At 32.0% G+C, this 23,336-nt stretch carries 33 protein-coding genes and 2 pseudogenes; 32 read left to right on the top strand and 3 right to left on the bottom strand.

Annotated features, from left to right (window positions below; all coding sequences use genetic code 11):
- The first annotated feature begins 1 nt into the window (after position 1).
- The 24 genes from rpsS to map all read left to right on the top strand — a co-directional run bounded on the left by rpsS (position 2) and on the right by map (position 14,893).
- Positions 2-283, top strand: coding sequence for a 30S ribosomal protein S19 (rpsS, locus tag CSUB8523_RS00335; protein ID WP_039617142.1), 282 nt, complete (start codon positions 2-4; stop codon positions 281-283).
- A gap of 9 nt (positions 284-292) precedes the next feature.
- Positions 293-667, top strand: coding sequence for a 50S ribosomal protein L22 (gene rplV / locus CSUB8523_RS00340; protein ID WP_043019287.1), 375 nt, complete (start codon positions 293-295; stop codon positions 665-667).
- A gap of 1 nt (position 668) precedes the next feature.
- Positions 669-1,370 carry a 30S ribosomal protein S3 gene (gene rpsC, locus CSUB8523_RS00345; RefSeq protein WP_039617145.1) on the top strand — a complete coding sequence of 234 codons (702 nt, stop codon included), beginning with the start codon at positions 669-671 and terminating at the stop codon, positions 1,368-1,370.
- A 2-nt stretch (positions 1,371-1,372) separates the two neighbouring features.
- On the top strand, positions 1,373-1,798 hold the full coding sequence (gene rplP, locus CSUB8523_RS00350) for a 50S ribosomal protein L16 (RefSeq protein WP_039648881.1): 426 nt from the start codon (positions 1,373-1,375) through the stop codon (positions 1,796-1,798).
- A complete protein-coding gene (rpmC, locus tag CSUB8523_RS00355) occupies positions 1,785-1,970 on the top strand; it encodes a 50S ribosomal protein L29 (RefSeq protein ID WP_012660819.1) in 186 nt (61 codons plus the stop codon). Before rplP ends, rpmC begins: the two co-directional genes overlap by 14 nt.
- Positions 1,971-1,979: 9 nt before the next feature.
- A complete protein-coding gene (gene rpsQ, locus CSUB8523_RS00360; protein WP_043019288.1) occupies positions 1,980-2,231 on the top strand; it encodes a 30S ribosomal protein S17 in 252 nt (83 codons plus the stop codon).
- Complete coding sequence (rplN, locus tag CSUB8523_RS00365; RefSeq protein WP_012660821.1) at positions 2,231-2,599, top strand: 50S ribosomal protein L14; 369 nt, start codon at positions 2,231-2,233, stop codon at positions 2,597-2,599. The genes rpsQ and rplN overlap by 1 nt, the downstream gene beginning before the upstream one ends.
- Positions 2,599-2,826: a 50S ribosomal protein L24 gene (rplX, locus tag CSUB8523_RS00370; RefSeq protein ID WP_012660822.1), complete on the top strand. Its 228-nt coding sequence runs from the start codon at positions 2,599-2,601 to the stop codon at positions 2,824-2,826. Before rplN ends, rplX begins: the two co-directional genes overlap by 1 nt.
- Position 2,827: 1 nt before the next feature.
- Positions 2,828-3,373 carry a 50S ribosomal protein L5 gene (gene rplE / locus CSUB8523_RS00375; RefSeq protein WP_039662364.1) on the top strand — a complete coding sequence of 182 codons (546 nt, stop codon included), beginning with the start codon at positions 2,828-2,830 and terminating at the stop codon, positions 3,371-3,373.
- 1 nt (position 3,374) lies between these two features.
- A complete protein-coding gene (locus CSUB8523_RS00380; RefSeq protein ID WP_012660824.1) occupies positions 3,375-3,560 on the top strand; it encodes a type Z 30S ribosomal protein S14 in 186 nt (61 codons plus the stop codon).
- A gap of 12 nt (positions 3,561-3,572) precedes the next feature.
- Positions 3,573-3,968 carry a 30S ribosomal protein S8 gene (rpsH, locus tag CSUB8523_RS00385; protein WP_039662366.1) on the top strand — a complete coding sequence of 132 codons (396 nt, stop codon included), beginning with the start codon at positions 3,573-3,575 and terminating at the stop codon, positions 3,966-3,968.
- A gap of 78 nt (positions 3,969-4,046) precedes the next feature.
- Positions 4,047-4,583, top strand: a complete 537-nt coding sequence (gene rplF, locus CSUB8523_RS00390; protein ID WP_039662369.1) for a 50S ribosomal protein L6 — start codon at positions 4,047-4,049, stop codon at positions 4,581-4,583.
- A gap of 9 nt (positions 4,584-4,592) precedes the next feature.
- The gene (gene rplR / locus CSUB8523_RS00395) at positions 4,593-4,949 is read left to right on the top strand and encodes a 50S ribosomal protein L18 (RefSeq protein WP_039662371.1); all 357 of its coding nucleotides are present in this window, start codon (positions 4,593-4,595) and stop codon (positions 4,947-4,949) included.
- Positions 4,950-4,965: 16 nt separating this feature from the next.
- The gene (rpsE, locus tag CSUB8523_RS00400) at positions 4,966-5,409 is read left to right on the top strand and encodes a 30S ribosomal protein S5 (protein ID WP_039617161.1); all 444 of its coding nucleotides are present in this window, start codon (positions 4,966-4,968) and stop codon (positions 5,407-5,409) included.
- A gap of 3 nt (positions 5,410-5,412) precedes the next feature.
- Complete coding sequence (rplO, locus tag CSUB8523_RS00405; protein WP_039662373.1) at positions 5,413-5,805, top strand: 50S ribosomal protein L15; 393 nt, start codon at positions 5,413-5,415, stop codon at positions 5,803-5,805.
- Positions 5,805-7,067, top strand: a complete 1,263-nt coding sequence (gene secY / locus CSUB8523_RS00410) for a preprotein translocase subunit SecY (protein ID WP_039662375.1) — start codon at positions 5,805-5,807, stop codon at positions 7,065-7,067. Before rplO ends, secY begins: the two co-directional genes overlap by 1 nt.
- Before the next feature lie 44 nt (positions 7,068-7,111).
- A complete protein-coding gene (murI, locus tag CSUB8523_RS00415; RefSeq protein WP_039662377.1) occupies positions 7,112-7,852 on the top strand; it encodes a glutamate racemase in 741 nt (246 codons plus the stop codon).
- 114 nt (positions 7,853-7,966) lie between these two features.
- Positions 7,967-8,998 carry a type II asparaginase gene (locus CSUB8523_RS00420; RefSeq protein ID WP_256378649.1) on the top strand — a complete coding sequence of 344 codons (1,032 nt, stop codon included), beginning with the start codon at positions 7,967-7,969 and terminating at the stop codon, positions 8,996-8,998.
- 84 nt (positions 8,999-9,082) lie between these two features.
- Positions 9,083-9,730 (top strand): ferritin family protein, encoded by a 648-nt coding sequence (locus CSUB8523_RS00425; protein ID WP_039662379.1) that lies wholly within the window; start codon positions 9,083-9,085, stop codon positions 9,728-9,730.
- Positions 9,731-9,787: 57 nt separating this feature from the next.
- Positions 9,788-10,261: a DNA-deoxyinosine glycosylase gene (locus CSUB8523_RS00430; protein ID WP_039662382.1), complete on the top strand. Its 474-nt coding sequence runs from the start codon at positions 9,788-9,790 to the stop codon at positions 10,259-10,261.
- Positions 10,261-10,812, top strand: coding sequence for a ribonuclease HII (locus tag CSUB8523_RS00435; protein ID WP_039662383.1), 552 nt, complete (start codon positions 10,261-10,263; stop codon positions 10,810-10,812). Before CSUB8523_RS00430 ends, CSUB8523_RS00435 begins: the two co-directional genes overlap by 1 nt.
- Positions 10,813-11,383: 571 nt before the next feature.
- Positions 11,384-12,667 carry an L-serine transporter gene (locus CSUB8523_RS00440; protein ID WP_052243022.1) on the top strand — a complete coding sequence of 428 codons (1,284 nt, stop codon included), beginning with the start codon at positions 11,384-11,386 and terminating at the stop codon, positions 12,665-12,667.
- Between the two features lie 11 nt (positions 12,668-12,678).
- Entirely contained in the window at positions 12,679-14,046 is a 1,368-nt protein-coding gene (locus CSUB8523_RS00445; protein WP_039662387.1) for an L-serine ammonia-lyase, read from the top strand.
- 91 nt (positions 14,047-14,137) lie between these two features.
- Entirely contained in the window at positions 14,138-14,893 is a 756-nt protein-coding gene (map, locus tag CSUB8523_RS00450) for a type I methionyl aminopeptidase (RefSeq protein WP_039662389.1), read from the top strand.
- 15 nt (positions 14,894-14,908) lie between these two features.
- On the opposite strand, the pseudogene CSUB8523_RS10640 reads toward map, so the two are convergent.
- The 3 genes and pseudogenes from CSUB8523_RS10640 to CSUB8523_RS00460 all read right to left on the bottom strand — a co-directional run.
- A pseudogene (locus CSUB8523_RS10640) lies at positions 14,909-15,436 on the bottom strand (methyl-accepting chemotaxis protein); the annotation flags it as partial.
- Positions 15,437-16,027: 591 nt separating this feature from the next.
- A pseudogene (locus tag CSUB8523_RS10645) lies at positions 16,028-16,711 on the bottom strand (DAHL domain-containing protein); the annotation flags it as partial.
- Positions 16,695-17,618 carry a cytochrome-c peroxidase gene (locus CSUB8523_RS00460; protein ID WP_392389810.1) on the bottom strand — a complete coding sequence of 308 codons (924 nt, stop codon included), beginning with the start codon at positions 17,616-17,618 and terminating at the stop codon, positions 16,695-16,697. The gene CSUB8523_RS00460 and the pseudogene CSUB8523_RS10645, both read right to left, overlap by 17 nt.
- A gap of 1,387 nt (positions 17,619-19,005) precedes the next feature.
- Here CSUB8523_RS00460 and infA point away from each other — a divergent pair.
- The 8 genes from infA to hisG all read left to right on the top strand — a co-directional run bounded on the left by infA (position 19,006) and on the right by hisG (position 23,333).
- Positions 19,006-19,224 (top strand): translation initiation factor IF-1, encoded by a 219-nt coding sequence (infA, locus tag CSUB8523_RS00470; protein ID WP_012660842.1) that lies wholly within the window; start codon positions 19,006-19,008, stop codon positions 19,222-19,224.
- A gap of 173 nt (positions 19,225-19,397) precedes the next feature.
- Positions 19,398-19,511 carry a 50S ribosomal protein L36 gene (gene rpmJ / locus CSUB8523_RS09700; protein WP_002781429.1) on the top strand — a complete coding sequence of 38 codons (114 nt, stop codon included), beginning with the start codon at positions 19,398-19,400 and terminating at the stop codon, positions 19,509-19,511.
- Between the two features lie 3 nt (positions 19,512-19,514).
- Positions 19,515-19,880 carry a 30S ribosomal protein S13 gene (gene rpsM, locus CSUB8523_RS00475; protein ID WP_012660843.1) on the top strand — a complete coding sequence of 122 codons (366 nt, stop codon included), beginning with the start codon at positions 19,515-19,517 and terminating at the stop codon, positions 19,878-19,880.
- Between the two features lie 9 nt (positions 19,881-19,889).
- Positions 19,890-20,282, top strand: a complete 393-nt coding sequence (gene rpsK / locus CSUB8523_RS00480) for a 30S ribosomal protein S11 (RefSeq protein ID WP_039662396.1) — start codon at positions 19,890-19,892, stop codon at positions 20,280-20,282.
- A 30-nt stretch (positions 20,283-20,312) separates the two neighbouring features.
- Positions 20,313-20,939, top strand: coding sequence for a 30S ribosomal protein S4 (gene rpsD / locus CSUB8523_RS00485; RefSeq protein ID WP_039617184.1), 627 nt, complete (start codon positions 20,313-20,315; stop codon positions 20,937-20,939).
- Positions 20,940-20,953: 14 nt separating this feature from the next.
- Complete coding sequence (locus tag CSUB8523_RS00490; protein WP_039662400.1) at positions 20,954-21,967, top strand: DNA-directed RNA polymerase subunit alpha; 1,014 nt, start codon at positions 20,954-20,956, stop codon at positions 21,965-21,967.
- Positions 21,968-21,970: 3 nt separating this feature from the next.
- The gene (gene rplQ / locus CSUB8523_RS00495; protein ID WP_039662402.1) at positions 21,971-22,324 is read left to right on the top strand and encodes a 50S ribosomal protein L17; all 354 of its coding nucleotides are present in this window, start codon (positions 21,971-21,973) and stop codon (positions 22,322-22,324) included.
- A gap of 109 nt (positions 22,325-22,433) precedes the next feature.
- The gene (hisG, locus tag CSUB8523_RS00500) at positions 22,434-23,333 is read left to right on the top strand and encodes an ATP phosphoribosyltransferase (protein ID WP_043019290.1); all 900 of its coding nucleotides are present in this window, start codon (positions 22,434-22,436) and stop codon (positions 23,331-23,333) included.
- The last annotated feature ends 3 nt before the right edge of the window (positions 23,334-23,336 follow it).

The raw sequence follows: 23,336 nt of genomic DNA on the forward strand, positions 1-23,336 counted from the left end.
GATGGCTAGGTCACTAAAAAAAGGTCCTTTTGTTGATGACCATGTAATGAAAAAAGTCATCGCTGCTAAAAAAGCTAACGATGGTAAGCCAATTAAAACTTGGTCAAGACGCAGCACTATTATACCTGATATGATAGGTTTAACTTTTAATGTTCACAATGGAAAAAGCTTTATCCCGGTGTATGTTACTGAAAATCATATCGGTTATAAACTAGGTGAATTTGCACCTACTAGAACATTTAAGGGTCACAAAGGCTCTGTTCAAAAGAAAATAGGTAAGTAAGGGAGATTTATGAGTAGAGCATTAATTAAATTCATAAGATTATCTCCAACTAAAGCGAGATTGATTGCTAGAGAAGTTCAAGGTATGAATGCAGAGCTTGCATTAGCTAGTTTGAAATTTATGCCAAATAAAGGTGCTAAATTTATAGCAAATGCTATTTCAAGTGCTGTAGCAAATGGCGGATTTGAAGCAAATGAAGTTGTTGTTTCAAGTTGTCGTGTTGATGCTGGTGCGGTTTTAAAAAGATTTAGACCAAGAGCTAGAGGAAGTGCTAGTCGTATTAGAAAGCCAACTTCGCACATTTTGGTAGAAGTTAGTGAAGTAGAAGCAAGTGCTGAAAAAACTACAAAAGCTAAAAAAGCATCAGTGAAAAAGGAAAGCTAATATGGGACAAAAAGTAAATCCGATTGGTTTAAGACTAGGAATTAACAGAAATTGGGAATCAAGATGGTTTCCTACAAAAGCTAATTTAGCAGAAAATATTGGTGAAGATTATAAAATCAGAACTTTCTTAAAAAGAAAACTTTATTATGCAGGAATTAGCCAAATTCTTGTAGAAAGAACAGCGAAAAAATTAAGAGTAACTGTTGTAGCTGCAAGACCAGGGATTATTATTGGTAAAAAAGGTAGCGATGTTGATATCTTAAGAAAAGAACTTCAAGATCTAATTAAAAAAGAAGTTAATATCAATATCAAAGAAGAAAGAAAAGCAGGTGCTTCAGCTCAACTTGCAGCTGAAAGTGTTGCTACTCAACTTGAAAAAAGAATTGCTTTTAGAAGAGCAATGAAAAAAGTAATTCAAGGAGCGCAAAAAGCAGGTGCTAAAGGGATTAAAGTTTCAGTTTCAGGCCGTTTAGGTGGTGCTGAAATGGCAAGAACTGAATGGTACCTAGAAGGTCGTGTTCCACTTCACACTTTAAGAGCAAAAATCGATTACGGTTTTGCAGAAGCACACACTACTTATGGAAACATAGGTATTAAAGTATGGATCTTCAAAGGTGAAGTTTTACAAAAGGGTGTTCAACCTGAAAAAACCGAAGAAAACGCTCCAGCTAAAAAAACTAGAAGAGCAAGAAGAGGTAAATAATCATGTTAATGCCAAAAAGAACAAAATATCGTAAAATGATGAAAGGGCGTAACAGAGGTTATGCCAATAGAGGGACTGAATTTACTTTTGGTGATTATGCCCTAAAAGCAACTGAAGCTGGCCGTATCAATTCGCGTCAAATCGAAGCAGCTCGTATTGCTTTAACTCGTTTTGTAAAAAGACAAGGTAAAACTTGGATTAGAGTTTTCCCAGATAAACCTCTAACTAAAAAACCTTTAGAAACTCGTATGGGTAAAGGTAAAGGTGCAGTTGAGGAATGGGTAATGAACATTAAACCAGGTCGTATCATTTATGAAATGGCAGGGGTTAATGAAGAAATGGCAAGACAAGCTTTAACTTTAGCGATGCATAAGTTGCCATTTAAAACTAAGTTTGTTACAAGAGAGAGCCAAAATGAAATATACTGAGATTAAAGATAAAACAGCAGGTGAGCTTGCAACAATGCTAAAAGAAAAAAAGGTGCTTTTATTTACTTTAAGACAAAAGCTAAAAACAATGCAGCTAACTAATCCTAAAGAGATTAGCGAAGTTAAAAAAGACATCGCTAGAATCAATACTGCAATTAGCGCTTTAAAATAAGGATAGAAAATGGCATTTAAAAGAGAAATTCAAGGCATTGTTGTTAAAATTGCTGGAGATAAAACAGCAACAATTTTGGTTGAAAGAAAAGTGGTTCACCCAAAATACAGAAAAATCGTAAAACGCTTTAAAAAATATTTAATTCATGATGAAAGAAATGAACTTAAAGTGGGAAATACTGTAGTTGCTATTGAATGTAGACCACTTTCTAAGAGAAAATCATTTCGCTTAAAAACTATAGTATCAGCAGGAGTTGAGTAATGATTCAAAGTTTTACTAGGCTTGCAGTTGCTGATAATAGCGGTGCAAAAGAATTAATGTGTATTAAGGTTTTAGGTGGTAGTAAAAGAAGATACGCTACTGTTGGTGATGTGATTGTTGCATCTGTAAAAAAAGCTCTACCAAATGGTAAAGTAAAAAAAGGTCAAGTGGTAAAAGCGGTTATCGTTAGAACTAAAAAAGAAATTCATAGAGATAATGGTTCTTTAATTCGTTTTGATGAAAACGCAGCGGTTATTCTTGATGCTAAAAGAGAACCTATCGGAACGCGTATTTTTGGACCAGTAGGTCGTGAAGTAAGATATGGTGGCTTTATGAAAATTGTTTCACTAGCACCGGAGGTGTTGTAATGAAATTAAAAATTAAAAAGAATGATATGGTTAAAGTTATCGCAGGTGATGACAAAGGCAAAACAGGTAAAGTTTTAGCAGTATTTCCTAAAACAAATAAAGTTATTGTTGAGGGTTGTAAAATTGCTAAAAAAGCTGTTAAGCCAAGTGATAAAAATCCAAATGGCGGTTTTATCAATAAAGAAATGCCAATGGATATTTCAAATGTAGCAAAGGCAGGAGAATAAGATGATGAGATTGAAAGAAAAATACGATCAAAGCATCAAAGCTGCTTTAGTAAAAGAATTTGATATCAAAAACCCTATGCTTATTCCTTTTATTGAAAAAGTTGTAATCAGCGTAGGTGCTGGGGAATTAGCAAAAGATCAAAAAGTATTACAAAATGTTGCAGATACTATTTCATTGGTCGCTGGACAAAAAGCAGTTATCACAAAAGCTAAAAAATCAGTTGCTGGTTTTAAAGTAAGAGAAGGCTTTCCAGTAGGTGTAATGGTAACATTAAGAAAAGACAATATGTATGCTTTCTTAGACAAGCTTATTACTATTGCTCTTCCTCGTGTTAAAGACTTTAGAGGTCTTCCAAGAGATGGTTTTGATGGAAGAGGAAACTATAACTTTGGTTTAGATGAGCAGTTAATGTTCCCAGAAGTTGAATATGATAAAATCTTAAGAACTCATGGTATGAACATTTCTATCGTTACAACAGCAAAATCAGATAAAGAGGCACAAAAATTATTAGAATTATTTGGCGTGCCATTTGCAAAAGGAAAGTAATATGGCTAAAAAATCAATGATTGCAAAAGCTGCCCGCAAACCTAAATTTAGCGTTAGAGGGTATACTAGATGCCAAATTTGTGGAAGACCACATTCAGTTTATAGAGATTTTGGAATTTGTAGAGTTTGCTTAAGAAAAATGGCAAATGAAGGTTTAATTCCTGGTCTTAAAAAAGCAAGTTGGTAAGAGGAAAGAACCATGATAAATGATTTAATTTCAGATTCACTAACAAGAATTAGAAATGCAGGGATGAGAAGACTAGAAACTACTCAACTTTTGCATTCTAAAGTTATCGAAGCTTTACTTGGAATTTTCCAAGCTAAAGGCTATATTGAAAGCTTTAATGTTGTTGAAGAAGATAAAAAGAAATTCATCAATGTAGTTTTAAAATACGATGAAAAAGGTAAAAGCGTAATTAACGAAGTTAAACGTATTTCTAAGCCAGGTCGTCGTGTTTATAAAGGTAAAGATGAGATCAAAAGATTTAAAAACGGTTATGGTGCTATCATAGTAAGCACTTCAAAAGGTGTTTTGGCTAACGATGAAGCTTATAAAGCAGGCGTTGGCGGCGAAGTTTTATGTACCATTTGGTAAGAGTTTCTACTTTTTATGGTATTCGGTATCCATTCTTATAAAGTAGTCATATCGTAGACAAATAAAAAGGAAAAATAAATGTCTCGTATAGGTAAACAACCAGTTACTATTCCAAGTGGAGTAGAAGTAAAATTAGAAGGTAACTTGCTAAAATTCAAAAAAGGAAATTTAGCAAAAGAGCTTGATACAAAAGCAAATGTTAATGTTGAGATTAAAGAAGGACAAATTCTTTTCTCTCCTAAAGGTGAAGATAGACAAAGTAGAGCTTATTGGGGAACTTATAGAGCTTTAGCGCAAAACATCATCATCGGTTTAACTGATGGTTTTAGCAAAACTTTAGAAATCAACGGTGTTGGTTATAAAGCTGCGTTAAAAGGTAAAGTTCTTGAACTTGCTTTAGGTTTTTCTCATCCTATCAACTATGCTATTCCAGAAGGCATAGAAATTACCGTTGATAAAAACAATGTGATTATCAAAGGTAGCGATAAACAAGTGGTAGGTCAAGTTGCTGCTCAAATTCGTGAATTTAGACCACCTGAGCCTTACAAAGGAAAAGGTGTTAAATATTCAGATGAGCGTATTATCCGCAAAGCTGGTAAGACATCTAAGAAGTAAGGATAGAATATGAGAGCAAATGTATTAAAAAGAAAAATATCTTTAAGAGTTAAAAGAAAAAAAAGAATTAGAGCAAAAATTTCAGGAACACAAGCTCTTCCAAGAGTTTCTGTTTTTAAATCAAACAGAACTTTATATATCCAAGCTATCGATGATGTTAAAGCAGTAACTTTAGCAGCAGTTGATGGAAGAAAACTTGGTGTTAAAGCAAACGAAGAAGGCGCTAAAAAAATAGCAGCTGAATTTGCAAAAGTTTTAAAAGCTAAAAACATAGAAGAAGCAGTGTTTGATAGAAATGGTTATTTATACCATGGTGTGATTGCAGCATTAGCTGAAGCACTAAGAGAAAACGGAATCAAACTATAACCCAAAAGGAAGATCGATGGAAAAATATAATAGAGAAGAATTTGAAGAAGTAATCGTCGATATCGGCAGGGTTACTAAGGTTGTTAAAGGTGGTAGAAGATTTAGATTTACTGCTTTAGTTATCGTTGGAAATAGAAAAGGTTTAGTTGGTGTAGGCTATGGAAAAGCTAAAGAAGTTCCAGATGCTATAAGAAAAGCAGTTGATGATGCTTTTAAAAATATTGTTGAAGTAAAAACAAAAGGCTCAACTATCCCTCATGATGTAGAAGTAAAATACAACGCAAGTAGAATTTTACTTAAACCAGCAAGCGAAGGTACAGGAGTTATTGCAGGTGGTTCAACACGCCCTATCGTGGAACTTGCAGGTATTAAAGACATTCTAACAAAGTCTTTAGGTTCAAACAATTCAGCAAATGTTGTGCGTGCTACTATCAAAGCACTTACAATGCTTAAAGGATAATCAATGAATTTAACAAAAGCACCAGGTTCAACACATAAAACCAAAAGAATAGGCCGTGGTCAAGGTAGTGGTATGGGTAAAACTTCTACTAAAGGTGGAAAAGGCCAAACTGCTAGAAAAGGTTATAATGAAAAAAGAGGTTTTGAAGGGGGTCAACAACCACTTCAAAGACGTTTACCAAAAGTAGGTTTTACTTCTAAATTCGAAAAACCTTATGTGATTAATGTTGAAAAAATCACAGCGATCAAAGAGCTTAGCGAAATTACATTTGAAACAATCAATAGCATTCATAAGCTTTCAAAAAATGTAAACAAAGTTAAGCTTATTGGAGCAAGTGCTAAAGATCTTGCTAATAAAATCAAAGATGAGAAGATCACTTTTAGCGGACAAAAATAATGAATAAAACATTGACAAATAAAATTCTCATAACATTAGCTTTTTTATTCGCTTATAGAATACTAGCTTATGTTCCAGTTCCGGGGGTTAATGTCAGTGTTATCAAGGAATTTTTTGATTCTAATGCATCTAATGCATTAGGCTTGTTTAATATGTTTAGTGGGGGTGCTGCTGAAAGACTTAGTATCATCTCTCTAGGCATTATGCCTTATATTACTGCTTCGATTATTATGGAGCTTTTAGCGGCAACTTTTCCTAATATAGGAAAAATGAAAAAAGAACGCGATGGTATGCAAAAATACATGCAAATCATTCGTTATGCTACTATAGCTATCACTTTAGTGCAAAGTATAGGTGTTTCTATCGGCTTGCAAAGTCTTCACGGAAAAGCAGGTCAATCAGCCATTATGATTGATATGAACACTTTCATTGCGCTTTCTGCTATTTCTATGCTTGCAGGTACTATGCTCTTAATGTGGATAGGTGAGCAAATCACTCAACGTGGTATAGGAAATGGTATTTCTTTAATTATCTTTGGTGGTATTGTTTCTACAATTCCAGGTGCAATTAGTGGAACAGTAAATTTGGTAAATACAGGCGAGATGAATTTCTTGACTATCATTGCCATTTTAGTTGTAATTTTACTTACTATTTGGGCTATTATAGTAGTAGAACTTGGAGAGAGAAGAATTCCTATTTCTTACTCAAGAAAAGTAATCATGCAAAATCAAAACAAGCGTATTATGAATTATATACCTATTAAGATCAACTTAAGTGGTGTTATTCCTCCTATTTTTGCGAGCGCGATTTTGATGTTTCCAAGTACTATTTTACAAACAAGTACAAACGAATATGTGTTAAAAATTTATGACTTTTTAAATCCAAATGGATTTTTCTTTCACTTTTTAACGTTTTTGCTTGTTATTTTCTTTGCTTATTTTTATGCATCTATTGTATTTAACGCAAAAGATATAGCTGAAAATCTTAAAAGACAAGGTGGTTTTATACCAGGTATTAGACCAGGTGAAGGAACCGCGAATTATCTTAATGAGGTAGCATCAAGATTAACGCTTTCTGGTTCTATTTACTTAGGACTTGTAGCTACATTGCCGTGGCTGATTGTAAAGCTATTTGGTGTGCCTTTTTATTTTGGTGGAACTTCTGTTTTGATTGTAGTGCAAGTTGCACTAGATACAATGAGAAAAATTGAAGCTCAAATTTATATGAATAAATACCAAACTTTAAGTGCAGTAGGCTTATAAGAAAGTAGATTTTTCTACTTTCTTCTCTTTTTAAGGGTTTTAAAATGATACTAGGCGTTTTTGATAGCGGTGTAGGTGGTCTTAGCGTTTTAAAATCTTTACTTCATGCAAAACTTTTTAAAGAATACATCTACTATGGCGATACAGCAAGAGTGCCTTATGGGGTAAAAGATAAAGATACCATCATCAAATTTTCTTTAGAAGCTTTAGAGTTTTTCAAAGAAAAAAAAGTTGATATGCTCATTATCGCTTGTAACACAGTCAGTGCGTATGCTTTAGAAATTTTAAGAGCTAATGCTCCTTTTCCAGTTCTTGGTGTGATAGATGCAGGGGTTTTAGCAGTAAAAAATTCTTTAAAAGATAAAAACTCTAATATATTAGTCATTGCAACACAAGCTACGGTAAATTCTCATGCATATAAACAAGCTTTATTGCAAGAAGGTTTTTTGAAGGTAGAAGAAAAAGCAACTGGACTTTTTGTGCCAATGGTTGAAGAAGGAATTTTTCAAGGAGAGTTTTTAGAAGCTGCTTTTGAATATTATTTTAATAAGCTTAAATTTCATCCTAATGCCCTAATCTTAGCATGCACTCATTTTCCTTTAATTGCTCATTCTTTGGCAGAATATTTTGGTAAAAATACAAAACTTATTCATTCAGGTGAAGCTATAGCTTTGCAATTACAGAAAGAATTTAATTTAACATCAATCCAAGAAGAAGCTAATATTGATTTTTATGCTTCGAGCGATGTGGAAAAACTAAAAAAAATTGCAAATTTATGGCTTTAATTAATGAATATTTACTAAAGTATTTTTTATATTAATAATTTATTTTTATTTAAACATAGTTGCATTATAATTTTTATCATTTCTAGTGAAAGGACTAACATGAAAAAAATGTTAATGTGTGCAGCCATGGCACTAAGTTTAGGAGCAGGAATTTTGGAAGCAAAACCAAAAGTTGCAATTTTAGCTACAGGTGGAACTATTGCAGGTTCGATTGATAGTTCAGTAGCAACTACAGGTTATACAGCTGGGGTTTTGGGGGTTGATACTTTGATTAAAGCAGTGCCTCAAATTCAAGATTTAGCAGTAATCAGTGGAGAACAAATTGCTAATATTGATAGTAAAGATATGACAAATGAAATTTGGCTAAAACTTGCTAAAGAAGTTAATAGAATTTTAAAATCTGATGTAGATGGAGTTGTGATTACTCATGGTACTGATACCATGGAAGAAACTGCATATTTCCTAAATTTAACTGTAAAAAGTGATAAACCTGTTGTTTTAGTTGGTGCAATGCGCCCATCAACTGCAATTAGTGCAGATGGTCCTAAAAATCTTTACAACGCTGTAGCATTAGCAGCAAATCCACAAGCAAAAAATAAAGGTGTAATGGTGGCTATGAATGATAGAATTCAAAGTGCTAGAGGCGTTATGAAAACTCATAGTTTAAATGTAAATGCATTTGGCTCACCGGATATGGGTGATATGGGTTATATAGTAGATGGAAAAGTATTTTTCTATAATACTAATACAAAATTACACACCAAAAAATCTCCATTTGATATTAGCAAGCTAAAAGAATTACCAAAAGTAGATATTCTTTATAGTTATGCAAATGATGGCAGCGGTGTTGCAGCAAAAGCTTTGTTTGAAAATGGAACTAAAGGTATAGTTGTAGCTGGAACAGGTGCTGGTAGTATTCATGATTATCAAAAAGATGTGTTAAAAGAATTGCTTAAAAAAGGACTTAATGTAGCGGTAAGCTCACGTGTAGTAGCTGGTAGAGTTGCAGTAAGTGATATTGATGCAAAACTTGGCTTTATTGATACAGGCGATATGAGCCCTCAAAAAGCTAGAGTATTATTAATGCTTGCTCTAACTAAAACAAGCGATCCTAAGAAAATTCAAGAATATTTCTTAAAATACTAAAATCTTTAACACCCAAATACTTAAAATGATATTTGGGTGAATTTTTCAATCAAAATTTTACCTAATTAATCACAAGGATATTAAATGAAACAATATGAAAGTTATAAATGCCAAAAATGTGGCAATGAAGTAGAAGTACAAAATGTAGGTGGTGGAAAGCTTAGCTGTTGTGGTCAAGAAATGGAGTGCATTACTCAGGATTTGACCGCGGTTAATTTAATGAAAGCTTTTGCGGGTGAATCTATGGCTAGAAATAAGTATGATTTGTTTGCTGATATTGCTCAAGAAGAAGGTTGGCATGCTATTGCTAGACACTTTAAAGAAGCAGCGGAAAATGAAAAATGGCACGCAAGAGCTGAATTTAAAGCATACCATGAATTAGTAGATGGTAAAGCTTTAGAGGAAACTGCAAAAAATTTAATCTGTGCAGCAGATGGAGAAAATTACGAACATACCACAATGTATCCTAATTTTGCAAAAATCGCAGAAGATGAGGGTAAAAGAAATATCGCAAGATTATTCACTGCTATAGGCAAGGTAGAGATAGAACACGAAAGAGAGTATTTAGCGCTTAAAAAAATGCTTGAAGAGGAAGACTTCTTTAATTCAGATGTAGAAGAATTATGGGTATGTGAAGTTTGTGGGCATATTCATCGTGGTAAAAAAGCACCAAATGCCTGTCCTTTGTGTAGAGCTCCAAAAGAGTATTTTAAACGTGAATTTTTAGGATAATTTTTAAAAACCTTGATAAAAATGATAAAATAATTTTATTTTTATCAAGGCTAAAACATGCAGATTTTAACTCATCCTTTTGAACCTTTTTTTGATGAAAACGCAAAAATTTTAATCTTAGGTTCTTTTCCTTCTATAAAATCAAGACAAGAAAATTTTTACTATCAGCACAATAAAAACCGATTTTGGAGAATTTTTGAAATTTTATATGATTGTGAGTTGAAAACTATAGCTGATCAAAAAGCATTTTTAAAAACTCATCATATTGCTTTATGGGATGTAATAGCAAGTTGTAAGATTAAAAATTCAGATGATAAAACCATTTCTTACGCAAAGGCAAATGATATTAATATCATTTTGAAAAAAGCAAAGATAGAAAAAATCTGTGTATTGGGAAAAATCGCAAGTAAGTATTTTGCTAAGTTTTATCCAGATAAAGACTTTTTAGAACTCCCTTCAAGTTCTCCAGCAAATATGAGTTATACTTTAGAAAAATTAGTAGAACAATATCGCATTATAAAGGAAAGATAATGGCTTTAGTTGGAGTAGATGAAGCTGGGCGTGGTGCATTAGCTGGAGATATGCATTTGAGTGCTTGTAAGCTTTTTGGAGATATTGATGGTTTGACTGATTCTAAGAAGTTGAGTGCAAAAAAAAGAGAGGAATTATATGGACAAATCCTTGCACATTCAAATTTTTTAATTCTTGCTTTTTCACCTTTGCAAATTGACACCTTAGGACTTAGTCAATGCTTGCAACTAGGTTTAAAAATCATCAAAAAGCATTTTAGTGAAGATGATATTTTATATGATGGCAATTTAAACTATGGTGTAGTAGGTGTAAAAACTATGATCAAAGCTGATATGAAAGTGCAAGAAGTATCGGCTGCAAGCATACTAGCCAAAGTAAGCCGTGATCAAAAAATGCGTTATTTTTCTAAATTATATAATAATTATGATTTTGATAAACACAAAGGTTATGGTACAAAAACTCATATAGAAAAGATTAAAGTATTTGGTTATTCACCTTTGCACCGTAAAAGCTTTATGTTAAAGTGTTTTGAGAAAAGTTTATTTGATTAAAATGTGTGGCTTTTACACTTTTTATTTTAAATTTTCATTTTCTTTTGCAAAAAATAGAAAAATTAGCATTTGAAATATTATTATTAAGATAAAAATATATTCAAAAAATATTTTTTTAATAATTATTTATTAAAATTTTTAATATCAATTAAAAATACAATGTATTTTAAGAAAAATTAATTTTTTTCTATTATAGTAATATAAAAATATTTCAAGGGGTGCTATGTCTTTGCTTTTAAGTAAGCTAAAGATTGGAATTTTTATATAAAAATGTATTGTAATACTTTCTATGGATATGCATGAAATGCAAGTAAAATAATGCTAGCAAAGGCTAGACTTTATTTTTAGGTGATATGTGCGATTTGTTTGTTATGATAGAAAATTGCAAAGAAATCCGAATTTTTCAAATGAAGCAAGTAGTTTTTATATAAAAGAGAAAAATTATATCAAGTTATTCTAAGGTGTATTTATAAAGTAATACAAAAAGTTTTTAGGTAAAAGCTTTTTTTATTATTTTTTACAAGGAGAAAATGTGGATAATCTTAAGTGGAATTCTTTTGATACGCGTTGGATGCTTTCTCTTTTTGGGACTGCAGTTGGTGCGGGGATTTTATTTTTACCTATTAAAGCAGGTGTTGGTGGCTTTTGGCCGGTTGTTGTAATGGCTTTGATCATTTTCCCAATGGTATATTTAAGTCATAGGGCTTTAAGTCGTTTTGTGTGTCAAGCAAATGGTAATGATAAAGACATTACTCATGCGGCTGAAGAGTATTTTGGTAGAAAAGTAAGTATTTTTATTTCTGTACTTTATTTCTTTGCAATTTTCCCAATTTGTTTAGCGTATTGCGTAGGTATAACAAATACTTTTGAGAGTTTTATTTATCATCAGTTTTTACCACTTTTAGATCCAAATGGTTCTCTTGCAAATGCAATTAGTGCAATGTATCAAACAAGTGTTAATGAGCAAGGAAAAACCATAGCTAATTTACTTCCTTTTTACAGAGCGGCTTTTGCTTTTGTTTTGGTGAGTATTTTTATGTTGATTATGCTTTTTAGTGAAGAACTTATCACTAAGGTATGTGAATGGTTGGTTTATCCTTTGTGTGCTATTTTATTCTTGTTTTCGTTATATCTTATTCCACAATGGTCATTTGAAAGTTTTAGTGCTATTCCTGGTACAAAAGAATTTATCACTATAGTGTGGCTAACTTTACCGGTTTTAGTATTTTCGTTTAATCACTCACCAGCTATTTCTACTTTTTCTTTGAGTATGAAAAGACAATACACTGATAATTCAGTGCAAAAAGCAAATCAAGTATTATTTAGAACTTCTGTAATGTTGCTTGCTTTTGTTATGTTTTTTGTTGTATCTTGTGTGCTTTCTTTAACTCCTGCAGAACTTGCTGAGGCTAGAGCACAAAATATACCTGTTCTTTCTTATTTTGCAAATAAACTTGACAATCCTTTCATTTCTTACGGTGGTCCATTAATTGCATTTTTAGCAATTTCTAGTTCTTTCTTTGGACATTATTTTGGTGCAAGAGAAGGTGCTTATGGTATAGTGAGAAAATGTTGTAAGTTAGCAGGTAATGAAAATCCTGATTTGAAAAAAATCGCAGTTTATTCAACTTTAGTAATGTATATTGTAATGTTAGTCACTGCTTATATTAATCCAAGTATTTTAGGTTTCATTGAAAGTTTAGGTGGGCCAATTATCGCAGCGATTTTATTCTTAATGCCAATGATTGCAATTTATACTGTTTCTAAAATGAAAAAATTCCAAAACAAAGCATTAGATGCTTTTGTGTTTATTACAGGAATTTTGACAATCATTACTGTAATTTATACTTTTTAAGGTGTAAATGAATGAGTAGTAATTTAAGTATATTTAAAGTTGGTGTTGGTCCTTCATCTTCTCATACTTTAGGACCAATGTTAGCGGGTAATATGTTTTGTGAAAAGATTAAAGATAAAATCACGCAAATTACAAAAATTCAAATCAGACTTTATGGTTCTTTGTCATTAACCGGCAAAGGCCATTTAAGTGATAAAGCTATTATATGGGGTTTAAGCGGTTTAAAAGCAAAAGAGTTAAATGCCGCTTTGCAAGATCGTGTTTTTAATAAAATTTTGCAAGATAAAATTTTGGTTTTAAATGCCCAAAAAGAATTAAGTTTTGATTATGATCAAGACTTGATTTTTGAAAAAGATTTTTTACCTTTGCATGAAAATGGCTTAAAGGCAAGTGCTTATGGTCAAGATAATGAAATTATCGCAGAAGAAATTTATTATTCAGTGGGTGGTGGTTTTGTAATGAGTGAAGCTGAGCTTCAAAAACATAAAGATGGTTCTAGTGAGCAAAAACATGCTAAATTAGAGCTTGATATTAATCATGCTAGCGATGCTTTAAAATTATGTGAAGAAAAGTCATGGGATTTGGCAAAACTTTCTTATGAATATGAGCTTCAATTTCACACTAAGGAAGAAATTAGAGCTTATTGTTTAGAAATTTGGGAAGTGATGCAAGAGGTTTATTATAATGGAATTCATCCAAGTTTAGATTTTCTTCCAGGAGATTTGCACCTAAAGCGCCGTGCTAAAGGGTTAAATGAGCGTTTGGCGATGACAAGTGATCCTTTGGGGATTATTGATTTTATTTCTTTATATGCTATTGCAGTAGCAGAAGAGAATGCAAGTGGAGCAAGAGTGGTAACTGCACCAACAAATGGAGCTTGTGCGGTTATACCAGCTGTTATGCTTTATCTTAAAAATCACACGGTCGGGTTCAATGATGAAAAAGCTATTAACTTCTTGCTTGCTGCGATGTTAATAGGTTCTTTTTATAAGAAAAATGCAAGTATCAGTGGTGCTGAAGCTGGTTGTCAAGCAGAAATTGGAAGTGCAAGTTCTATGGCAGCTGGTGCTATGGCTACTGTAATGGGTTTTGATGCAAAAATAGCATGCAATGCAGCAGAAATTGCAATGGAACACCATTTAGGGCTAACTTGTGATCCAGTGAGTGGTCTAGTGCAAATTCCTTGTATAGAAAGAAATGCTTTTGGGGCGATTAAGGCTATTTCGGCTGCTAGAATGGCAATGAGTAGAAAATCTACACCAAAAGTAAGTCTTGATGAGGTTATAAAAACTATGTATGAAACCGGCAAGGATATGAACTCAAAATACAAAGAAACCTCCTTAGGTGGTTTAGCTACTAATCTTACAAGCGTATGTTAAAACCTTAAGTTGCAAAACTTAAGGTTTTATCCTTAAAGCTTTTAAAAGCCCATAAATGCTAAATTTTTAAAAACTTTAAGGAAAACACTAAATGATAGAAATCAAAAAACCAGCAGAAATAGAAAAATTACGCAAGGCAAATGAGCTTGTAGCTAGAACGCTTGATTATCTAGAAAGCATTATTGTGCCGGGTATGAGTTTAAAAGAAATTGACATCAAAGCGGAAGAATTTATACTAAAACACGGAGCAAAGCCATCATTTAAAGGGTTGTATGGTTTTCCAGGTAGTATTTGCATTTCGCTTAATCAAGCTTGCATTCATGGTATAGGCGATGAGCGTATTTTAAAGGAAGGTGATATTTTAGGACTTGATGTGGGTACATGCATAGATGGATATTATGGAGATGCGGCAAGAACTATTCCTATAGGCAAAATTTCAGCCACCGATGAGGCGTTGATAGCTTGTGCTAAAGATGCTTTGTATTATGCTATAGATATTATAAAGGAAGGTATGCGTTTTAAAGAGCTTTCTTATGAACTTGGAGAGTTTATTGCTCAAAGAGGTTTTGTGCCTTTAAAGGGCTATTGTGGACACGGTATAGGTAAAAAACCACACGGAGAGCCCGAAATTCCAAACTATCTAGAGCCAGGTGCTAGTGCAAAAAGTGGTCCAAAGATCAAAAATGGCATGGTATTTTGTATAGAGCCTATGGTGTGCCAAAAAGATGGTACGCCAGTACATTTAAAAGGCAACTGGGAGGCAGGAAGTAAAGATGGTCTAAATGCAGCGCATTATGAGCATTGTGTTGCGATTATCAATGGAAAGGCAGATATTTTATCTAAGTAAGAAAGTTTTACTTTCTTACTCAAATGTTTTTAGCTTTTTTGAAAGCTTTGAAGCATCTTCTAACACACCTTGTGAAATTTGGGTTAATTCAAGAGAGTAGTTTTTCACGCAGTTTGCAAGTTCTGTTACTTTTTCTATATTTTGTTCTAATTCATTCATTTTAGCTTTTGATTCATCGCTTTTTTCTTCCATAATTTGTGTAGAACGAATACTTGTTTTTAACTTCTCTATGGAAGTACCCACTTCACCTTGTAAAATATTTGCTTTGCTTGAGGTGTCACTCATGGATTGATGAATGCCATCCATTAAGCTTTTATTGTCGCTGATTTGTTGCACGATGGTTTTTACGGTAGTTTCTATAGCTATTAATGATTTTGTAGTTTTTTCGGCTAGATTTCTAACTTCATCAGCAACAACAGCAAATCCTCTACCATGTTCACCAGCACGTGCAGCTTCAATAGCAGCATTTAATGCAAGTAGATTAGTTTGATCTGCGATATCTTTGATAGTCGCTGTAACTTCTACGATACTATCAGCACTTTGTACTAGTATATCCATAGCACTTAAAACACTTTGTTCTTTTTCTCCGCTTAGTAAAATTAACTCTACTAGTTCTTTTAATGTACTTTCAACTTTTGCCATTACTTCTTGCATATCATACATGTCTTTGATAGTATCTTTTGCAAGATTTTGAGTTAAATCAATATGGCTTTCTAAAACAGATCCGATTTTATATACATTGGAAATTTGCTCATGCTGCAAAAGAGAGCTTTGTTGTAATACTTCAGCATTTTTAGAAAGCTTTTGAGAGCTAGCATGGCTTGAGTTAGCAGTTTGTATTGCTTCTAATACAGAATTTTGCACAGTTTGTATAAAAGAGTTGATGTAGGCCGCACTTATAGCTAATTCACTTTTTTTATCAATGTCTAATCTCGCATTTAAATTAGCATGTTCTCCGGCTAAGTTAGAACTAAGTTTTTCTAGTAAAGAAATAGGTATGATCACTTTTTTTAAGGTAAGTGATATAAAAAACACCAATACAATCAAGGTAAATATAAAAATTCCTATTGCAATGTATAAATTGTACTTATTGTTGAGGTTGATTGTTTCAGCAACGGTATTTTTATAAGCAATGATTTCTTTTTGAAGTTCTTGATCAAAATGACTTTGAGAATTTTCTTTTAAGATTTTAGCTTGATTGAGTATCATTTTACAATGCGTACTAAAAAGTTCAAATAATTCTTGTGGGAGTTGAGAATTTTCTACATTTAGGCTCGATATCAAGTCTTGCAGTCTATTTTGAACCAATGGTTCTAAAATATCCATAGTTCCTATAATGCTTAAAATACTTCCTGTAGCATCAATTTGTTTTGCTTCTTGTGCGCTAAGCGCTATTTTGTTGGTTGCTTTAATGATTTCTTGTTGAATTTCATAAAGGTATAGTTTTGAATTAATAGCAATAGAATTGGCTGATTTAAAGTGTTGTAGTTGAGTGTTTTTATTCTGAAAAATAGCTTCAAGTTTTTTTGTGTCTATTTTGTTTGTTTTTAAAATTGCTAAGGTGTTTTCAAATTCTTGAATTAATGCCACGCTAATGTCGTAGTTTTGTAAATCCAGTCTATTTTTAAAAATTTCATCTATTTTGGTATCTAAAATTTCTAGTTTTTGAAAAGAATCCATAACGAGTGAATTTCTTTTAGTGGTGTTGTAGGTGTTAAAAATAAATAAAGTTAAAGTTAAAAGTAGTATTGAAACCACTACAGATAAAGTAATAAATTGTTTTAAAAAAGAAAAGGATTTTTTATTTGAGTGGATCATGGTATTCTCCTGTTAAAGAATTCAAAAAGGCAACGATATCATCAACCACATCTTGTTCTAAAAATTTACCTAGTTGATAATATGCCATAAATTGCACACAAGCATCAAGTGTTGGCATGGAGCCATCATGAAAATAAGGTGCGGTTTTGGCTATATTTCTAAGACTTGGTACTTTGACTACAAATTTATCATGTGGATCTTTAGTGATCTCGTAGCGTCCTTGCCAATTAGTTTCATTGTCATAAGGCACAAAAACCCCCATTTTTTGGTACATATTTCCACCTATATTTTGTCCTTGATGACAAGCGATACAACCATTTGATAAAAAGGCATTATATCCTCTTTTAGCTTGTTCACTAATGGCATTTTTATCACCCTTTAAAAAGCGATCAAAAGGTGAATTAGGGGTTAGTAGGGTTTTTTGGAATTCAGCTATAGCATCTGCTATATTATCAAAAGTTATTTCTCCATATATTTTTTCAAAATCTTTTCTGTAAGATGGATTGTTTTTAACGATTAAAACAGCTTCATCGCCACTTTTTAAACCCATTTCTTTGGGGTTTAATATAGGACCTTTGGCCTGTTCTTTTAGATCTTTGGCATTACCTCTCCAAAATTGTGACAAATTAAAAATAGCATTAAAATTTGTTGGCGTATTAAAAGGCCCTTCCGCGATATTACTTATACCTGCCGAGAATCTTTCATTATCAACACCAAAATTATCAATACTATGACAGGTATTGCACGATACTTTTTTGTCTTTTGATAAATTTGTATCCATATAAAGTTTTTTTCCTAAAATAGCTTTTTCTTTATCATAGGGTATGCTTTCTGGTATAGGCGTAATCATTTCAAGTGCAAAAAGTGGCAGTAAAGAAAATATTAAAATAGTAAAAATTTTCATAATCATTTTCCTTATAATTTTTATTAATTTTAACATCAAAATATTAAATATTTTATAAATTAATAAAGTGGCTAAAAGTGTTATTAAAGATAAAATAAATATAAATAAAAATTCCATAAATAAAAGGATTTTCAAGTTTTATAGCTAAAGAGCGTAGTATAAATACAAGTTAAGGTGTAAAACTGCCTGTTATGGCGCAAGCTATATTACAAGAAAAAGATATTTCACTAAAGTGAATGCTTAATTTAAAGATTTTATACATTAAAATAGGTGCTAGGATATTAATACCACCAAAAAACACACAATTAAGATAAAATAAATACTTAAAATGCAAAATTTGCGCATAAAAAAAGTAAAAAAAGCTAAAACTTATTGTAAATATTAAACTAGTGGTTAAAAAAACCAAATATATCTACCCAAATTCCAGTAAGCAAAGTTCCGCAAGATAAAATCACTATTGTAATCATTTGTATTAAAATAGCATCTGTTTTTTAAGAGCTAGAGTTTCTGGAATAAATTTTGGCATAAGTAAATAAGCATCATCATACAAACTGTAAGCATCCATGTTAAAAGCATAAAAGCAAAGATATCTAAAAAATATTTTTTTAAAAAAAGTGTTTTTAGTAGGAATTTTTCTAAATCATTTTCTTGATACATTTTTTGAAAAATAGGCGTTTCTTCTAGAAATTTTCTAAGATATAGAAAAATAATGCCAAAAATTCCACCTATTGCAAATGGAATATGCTAAGCATAATTATAAATTGATTTTTGATCAAAATAATGATTAATTACCAATGAAACAACACATCTTAGAAGAATTCCAAATGCTATAGAAGTATTAATAGTACTAATTAAAAGTCATCTCTTCCATCTAGCACATGCTTTTTTGTAAAAACCAAACTCTAGGAAATCCCCAGTTTATGGCTATACATTGAGCTATTTTAATCAAGTAATAAAAACACCGGAGTTAGATAATCTATGCTTTCAAAAGTAGATATAAAAGCTAAAAAAGTTGGAATTACCATGAGTAATATACTTAATATAAACATTTTTACGACCTAATTTATCGCTAAAATGAGTCATAACTATACCACCAAGTGGTCTAGCTAAATAATCTGCTGCAAAACACTATCCCATAGGTATTTAAAAGTTTCCAAAATCACTCATCCTACTTAGAAAAAATTTCTTGAAATATAATTAGCAAAAATCATAAAATTCTGCCAAAAGAAGATAAGGATAGTTTTATAGTCTTTTCTTTTTTAAAGTTTTTAGCATTTAAATATTTTCTTTTTTTAGTAATTTTTATAATTAATAGTAAAAAATATTAAAAATTTAAAAGAAAAATTGTGATAAAATATTAGCTTTGTATTTTATAGAAAGGAGAAAAGCATTGGCAAAAGATGATATTATCGAAATCGATGGTAATGTAATCGAAGCTTTACCTAATGCAACTTTTAAAGTTGAATTAGACAATAAACATGTGATACTTTGTCACATTGCGGGTAAAATGCGTATGCATTATATCAGGATTATGCCTGGTGATCGAGTTAAAGTAGAGCTAACACCTTATAGTCTTGATAAGGGACGTATTACATTTAGATACAAATAAGTCTAAGTTGTTTGAAAGCAAAAGTAAGATATAATTAGCACTTTTGCAGAAATTGCAATAAAACTGTATGAAGAAGTATTTTCAAAATCACCACTTATTTTGAAAATAGTTGGTTGCTCTAAAAACCTGGTGCAGTTGTAAAAAAGTGGAATTTACAATAACAGGAGAAAAGCATGAAAGTTAGACCATCTGTTAAAAAGATGTGTGACAAGTGCAAAGTAGTTCGTCGTAAAGGCGTAGTTCGCATTATTTGCGAAAATCCAAAACACAAACAAAGACAAGGATAATTTATGGCTCGTATTGCAGGTGTGGATTTACCAAAGAAAAAAAGAATTGAATATGGTTTGACTTATATTTATGGTATAGGCTTACATACTTCAAGAAAAATCTTAGATAAAACCGGAATTTCTTATGATAAAAGAGTTCACGAGTTAAGTGAAGATGAAGCAGCAGCTATCCGTAAAGAAATTCAAGAAAACTATATGGTTGAGGGTGATCTTAGAAAACAAGTTGCTATGGATATCAAAGCATTGATGGATCTAGGAAGCTTTAGAGGCTTAAGACATAGAAAAGGCTTACCAGTTCGTGGTCAAAAAACAAAAACAAATGCCAGAACTAGAAAAGGTAAGAGAAAAACCGTTGGTGCAAAATCATAAGGATAGAAAATGGCAAAAAGAAAAGTAGTAAAGAAAAAAGTAGTTAAAAAAAATATAGCTAAAGGTATAGTTTATATCAGTGCAACATTTAATAATACTATGGTTACTGTAACTGATGAAATGGGAAATGCTATCGCTTGGAGTAGTGCAGGTGGTTTAGGCTTTAAAGGTTCTAAAAAATCAACTCCTTATGCAGCACAACAAGCAGTTGAAGATGCTTTAAGTAAAGCAAAAGAACATGGTATCAAAGAAGTTGGTATCAAAGTACAAGGACCAGGAAGTGGTCGTGAGACAGCGGTTAAGAGTGTAGGTGCTATGGAAGGTATTAAAGTAACTTTCTTAAAAGATATTACTCCATTAGCTCACAATGGTTGTAGACCACCAAAACGTCGTCGTGTCTAAGAATAAGATATAAGATTTAGGAGAATTATAATGGCAAGATATAGAGGACCAGTAGAGAAATTAGAAAGACGACTTGGCGTAAGCTTGGCAATGAAAGGCGAAAGAAGATTAGCAGGTAAAAGTGCTTTAGATAAACGCCCTTACGCGCCAGGTCAACATGGACAAAGAAAAGCAAAAATCAGCGAATACGGACTTCAGTTAAGAGAAAAACAAAAAGCTAAATTTATGTATGGAGTTAGCGAAAAACAATTTAGAAGATTATTTAGTGAAGCTGCTAGAAAAGACGGTAATACCGGTGCACTTTTAATCCAGCTTTTGGAACAAAGACTAGATAATGTTGTTTATAGAATGGGTTTTGCTACGACACGCCGTTTTGCTAGACAACTTGTAACTCATGGACACATTTTAGTAAATGGCAAAAGAGTGGATATTCCTAGTTATAGAGTAGAAGCAGGTCAAAAAATTGAAGTGATTGAAAAAAGTAAAAACAATCCTCAAATTTCAAGAGCGATCGAGCTTACTGCTCAAACTGGTATAGTTGCTTGGGTTGATGTAGAAAAAGATAAAAGATTTGGAATTTTTACAAGAAAGCCTGAAAGAGAAGAAGTTATCATTCCAGTTGAGGAAAGATATATCGTTGAGTTGTACTCTAAATAATAAAGGTTTTTGATATGAGACATATTACAACTTCTGCTTATACACCAACAGAGTTTAGTATTGAAAATATCAGTGATACAGTGGCAAAAGTAAGTGCATGGCCTTTTGAAATTGGCTATGCTATTACTTTGGCGCATCCTTTGCGTCGTTTGCTTTATTCAAGCACAGTAGGTTTTGCTCCAACAGGGGTTAAAATCAAAGGCGTAGCACATGAATTTGATAGTATGCGTGGTATGCTTGAAGATGTGGCATTGTTTATTATCAATCTAAAAAAATTAAGATTTAAACTAAAAACAAATTCTGAAAAAGAAATCGTAACTTTTAGTTTTAAAGGACCAAAAGAAATTTGTGGAAAAGACTTAGACAATGAAGTTGTTGAAGTTGTGAACGCAGATAGCTACCTTGCAACGATTAATGAAGATGCAGATTTGGAATTTACTTTAATCATTGAAAAAGGTATAGGTTATGTGCCTTCTGAAGAAGTGCAAAATTTCTTAGATCCTGAATTTATAGCACTTGATGCATTTTTTACTCCGGTAAAACATGCAGTTTATGATATAGAAAAAGTGCTTTTTGAAGATAATCCAGATTATGAAAAAGTTGTTTTTACAATCACAACTGATGGTCAAATTTCACCAAGTGATGCTTTTAAAAATGCTTTAGAAGCAATGTATAAACAATTATCAGTGTTTGATAAGATTGCCAATGCTCAAAGCGTTGTAAGAAGTCAAACACCAAATAATGAAGTAGAACATGTAAAATTACTTCAAAATATAACTGAGTTAAATTTAAGCGCAAGAAGTTTTAACTGCTTAGAAAAAGCAAATGTAGTTTATATTGGTGAGCTTGCTTTAATGAGTGTTAGCGAACTTGCAGATTTAAAAAATCTAGGTAAAAAATCTTTAGATGAGATTAAAAGCGTAATGGAATCTATAGGTTTTCCTATAGGAAATTCAAAACTCAGTGATAGTGCAAAAGAAACGCTAAAGAAAAAAATTATTGAATTAAAAGCGCAAAATGAAGGATAATCAATGAGACATAGACATGGATATAGAAAGTTAGGTCGCACTTCTACTCATCGTGCAGCCTTATTAAAAAACCTTACCATTGCTATTATTAAAGCAGGTAAAATAGAAACAACATTACCTAAGGCAAAAGAATTAAGAGGTTATGTTGAAAGATTGATCACTCGTGCAAGAAAAGGTGATTTTAATGCTCACAGAGCAGTTTTTGCAAATTTACAAGATAAAGAAGCTACAAATAAACTTGTAACAGAAATCGCACCTAAATTTGCAGATAGAAATGGTGGTTATACAAGAATTATTAAAACAAGAATTCGCCGTGGCGATGCTGCAGAAATGGCTTTCATTGAATTTGTAGCCTAATTTTTAGCCTTTTTAAAGGCTAAAAACCCTTCTTTTTTATTTATATTTTTTTGTATTTTTATCCATTTTTTGCTACTATTAATCTTTTTAACTACAAAAAAGGAAAAAAATGCAAGAAAATTCAAGATTACGCATAGCTATACAAAAATCAGGTCGTCTAAGTAAAGATTCTATTGTCTTGCTTGAGTCCATAGGTGTAAAACTTCGCATACACGATCAAAGTTTGATTGCTTTTTCTACAAATTTACCTATTGATTTACTTAGAGTAAGAGATGATGATATACCAGGGTTAATTTTTGATGGAGTAGTAGATCTTGGCATAGTTGGAGAAAATGTTTTAGAAGAAAATGAGTTAGAAAGAAAATCAAAAAACGAAAACGCAGATTTTATAATGCTTAAAAAGCTTGATTTTGGTGGGTGTCGCCTGTCTTTAGCATTGCCAGAAAATAGTGAGTATAAAGGTATAGAAAGTTTTAAAAATTTACGCATAGCAACTTCTTATCCACAGCTTTTAAAGCGTTTTATGGAAGAAAATAACATCCCTTATAAAACTTGTATGTTAACAGGCTCAGTTGAAGTAGCACCAAGTGCAAATTTAGCCGATGGAATTTGTGATTTGGTTTCAAGTGGTGCTACTTTAAAAGCAAACGGACTTAAAGAAGTTATGGTGATTTATAAGTCAAAAGCTTGCATTATCCAAAGAAAAGAAAGCTTAGTTTCATATAAACAAGAATTAATTGATAAATTACTTATCAGAATTCATGGAGTTATGCAAGCAAGAGAGTCAAAATACATCATGCTTCATGCTCCTGTTGAAAAGCTAGAAAAAATTACGGCTTTATTGCCAGGTGTTGAAAAACCTACGATTTTACCTTTGGAAAATGATAAAGCTAGAGTGGCGCTACATATGGTTAGCCAAGAAAATTTATTTTGGGAAACTATGGAAGCTTTGAAAAAAGAAGGTGCAAGTGCTATTTTGGTTTTACCTATTGAAAAAATGCTCTCATAAAGG

It is taken from the genome of Campylobacter subantarcticus LMG 24377, from assembly GCF_000816305.1.
Classification (GTDB): domain Bacteria; phylum Campylobacterota; class Campylobacteria; order Campylobacterales; family Campylobacteraceae; genus Campylobacter_D; species Campylobacter_D subantarcticus.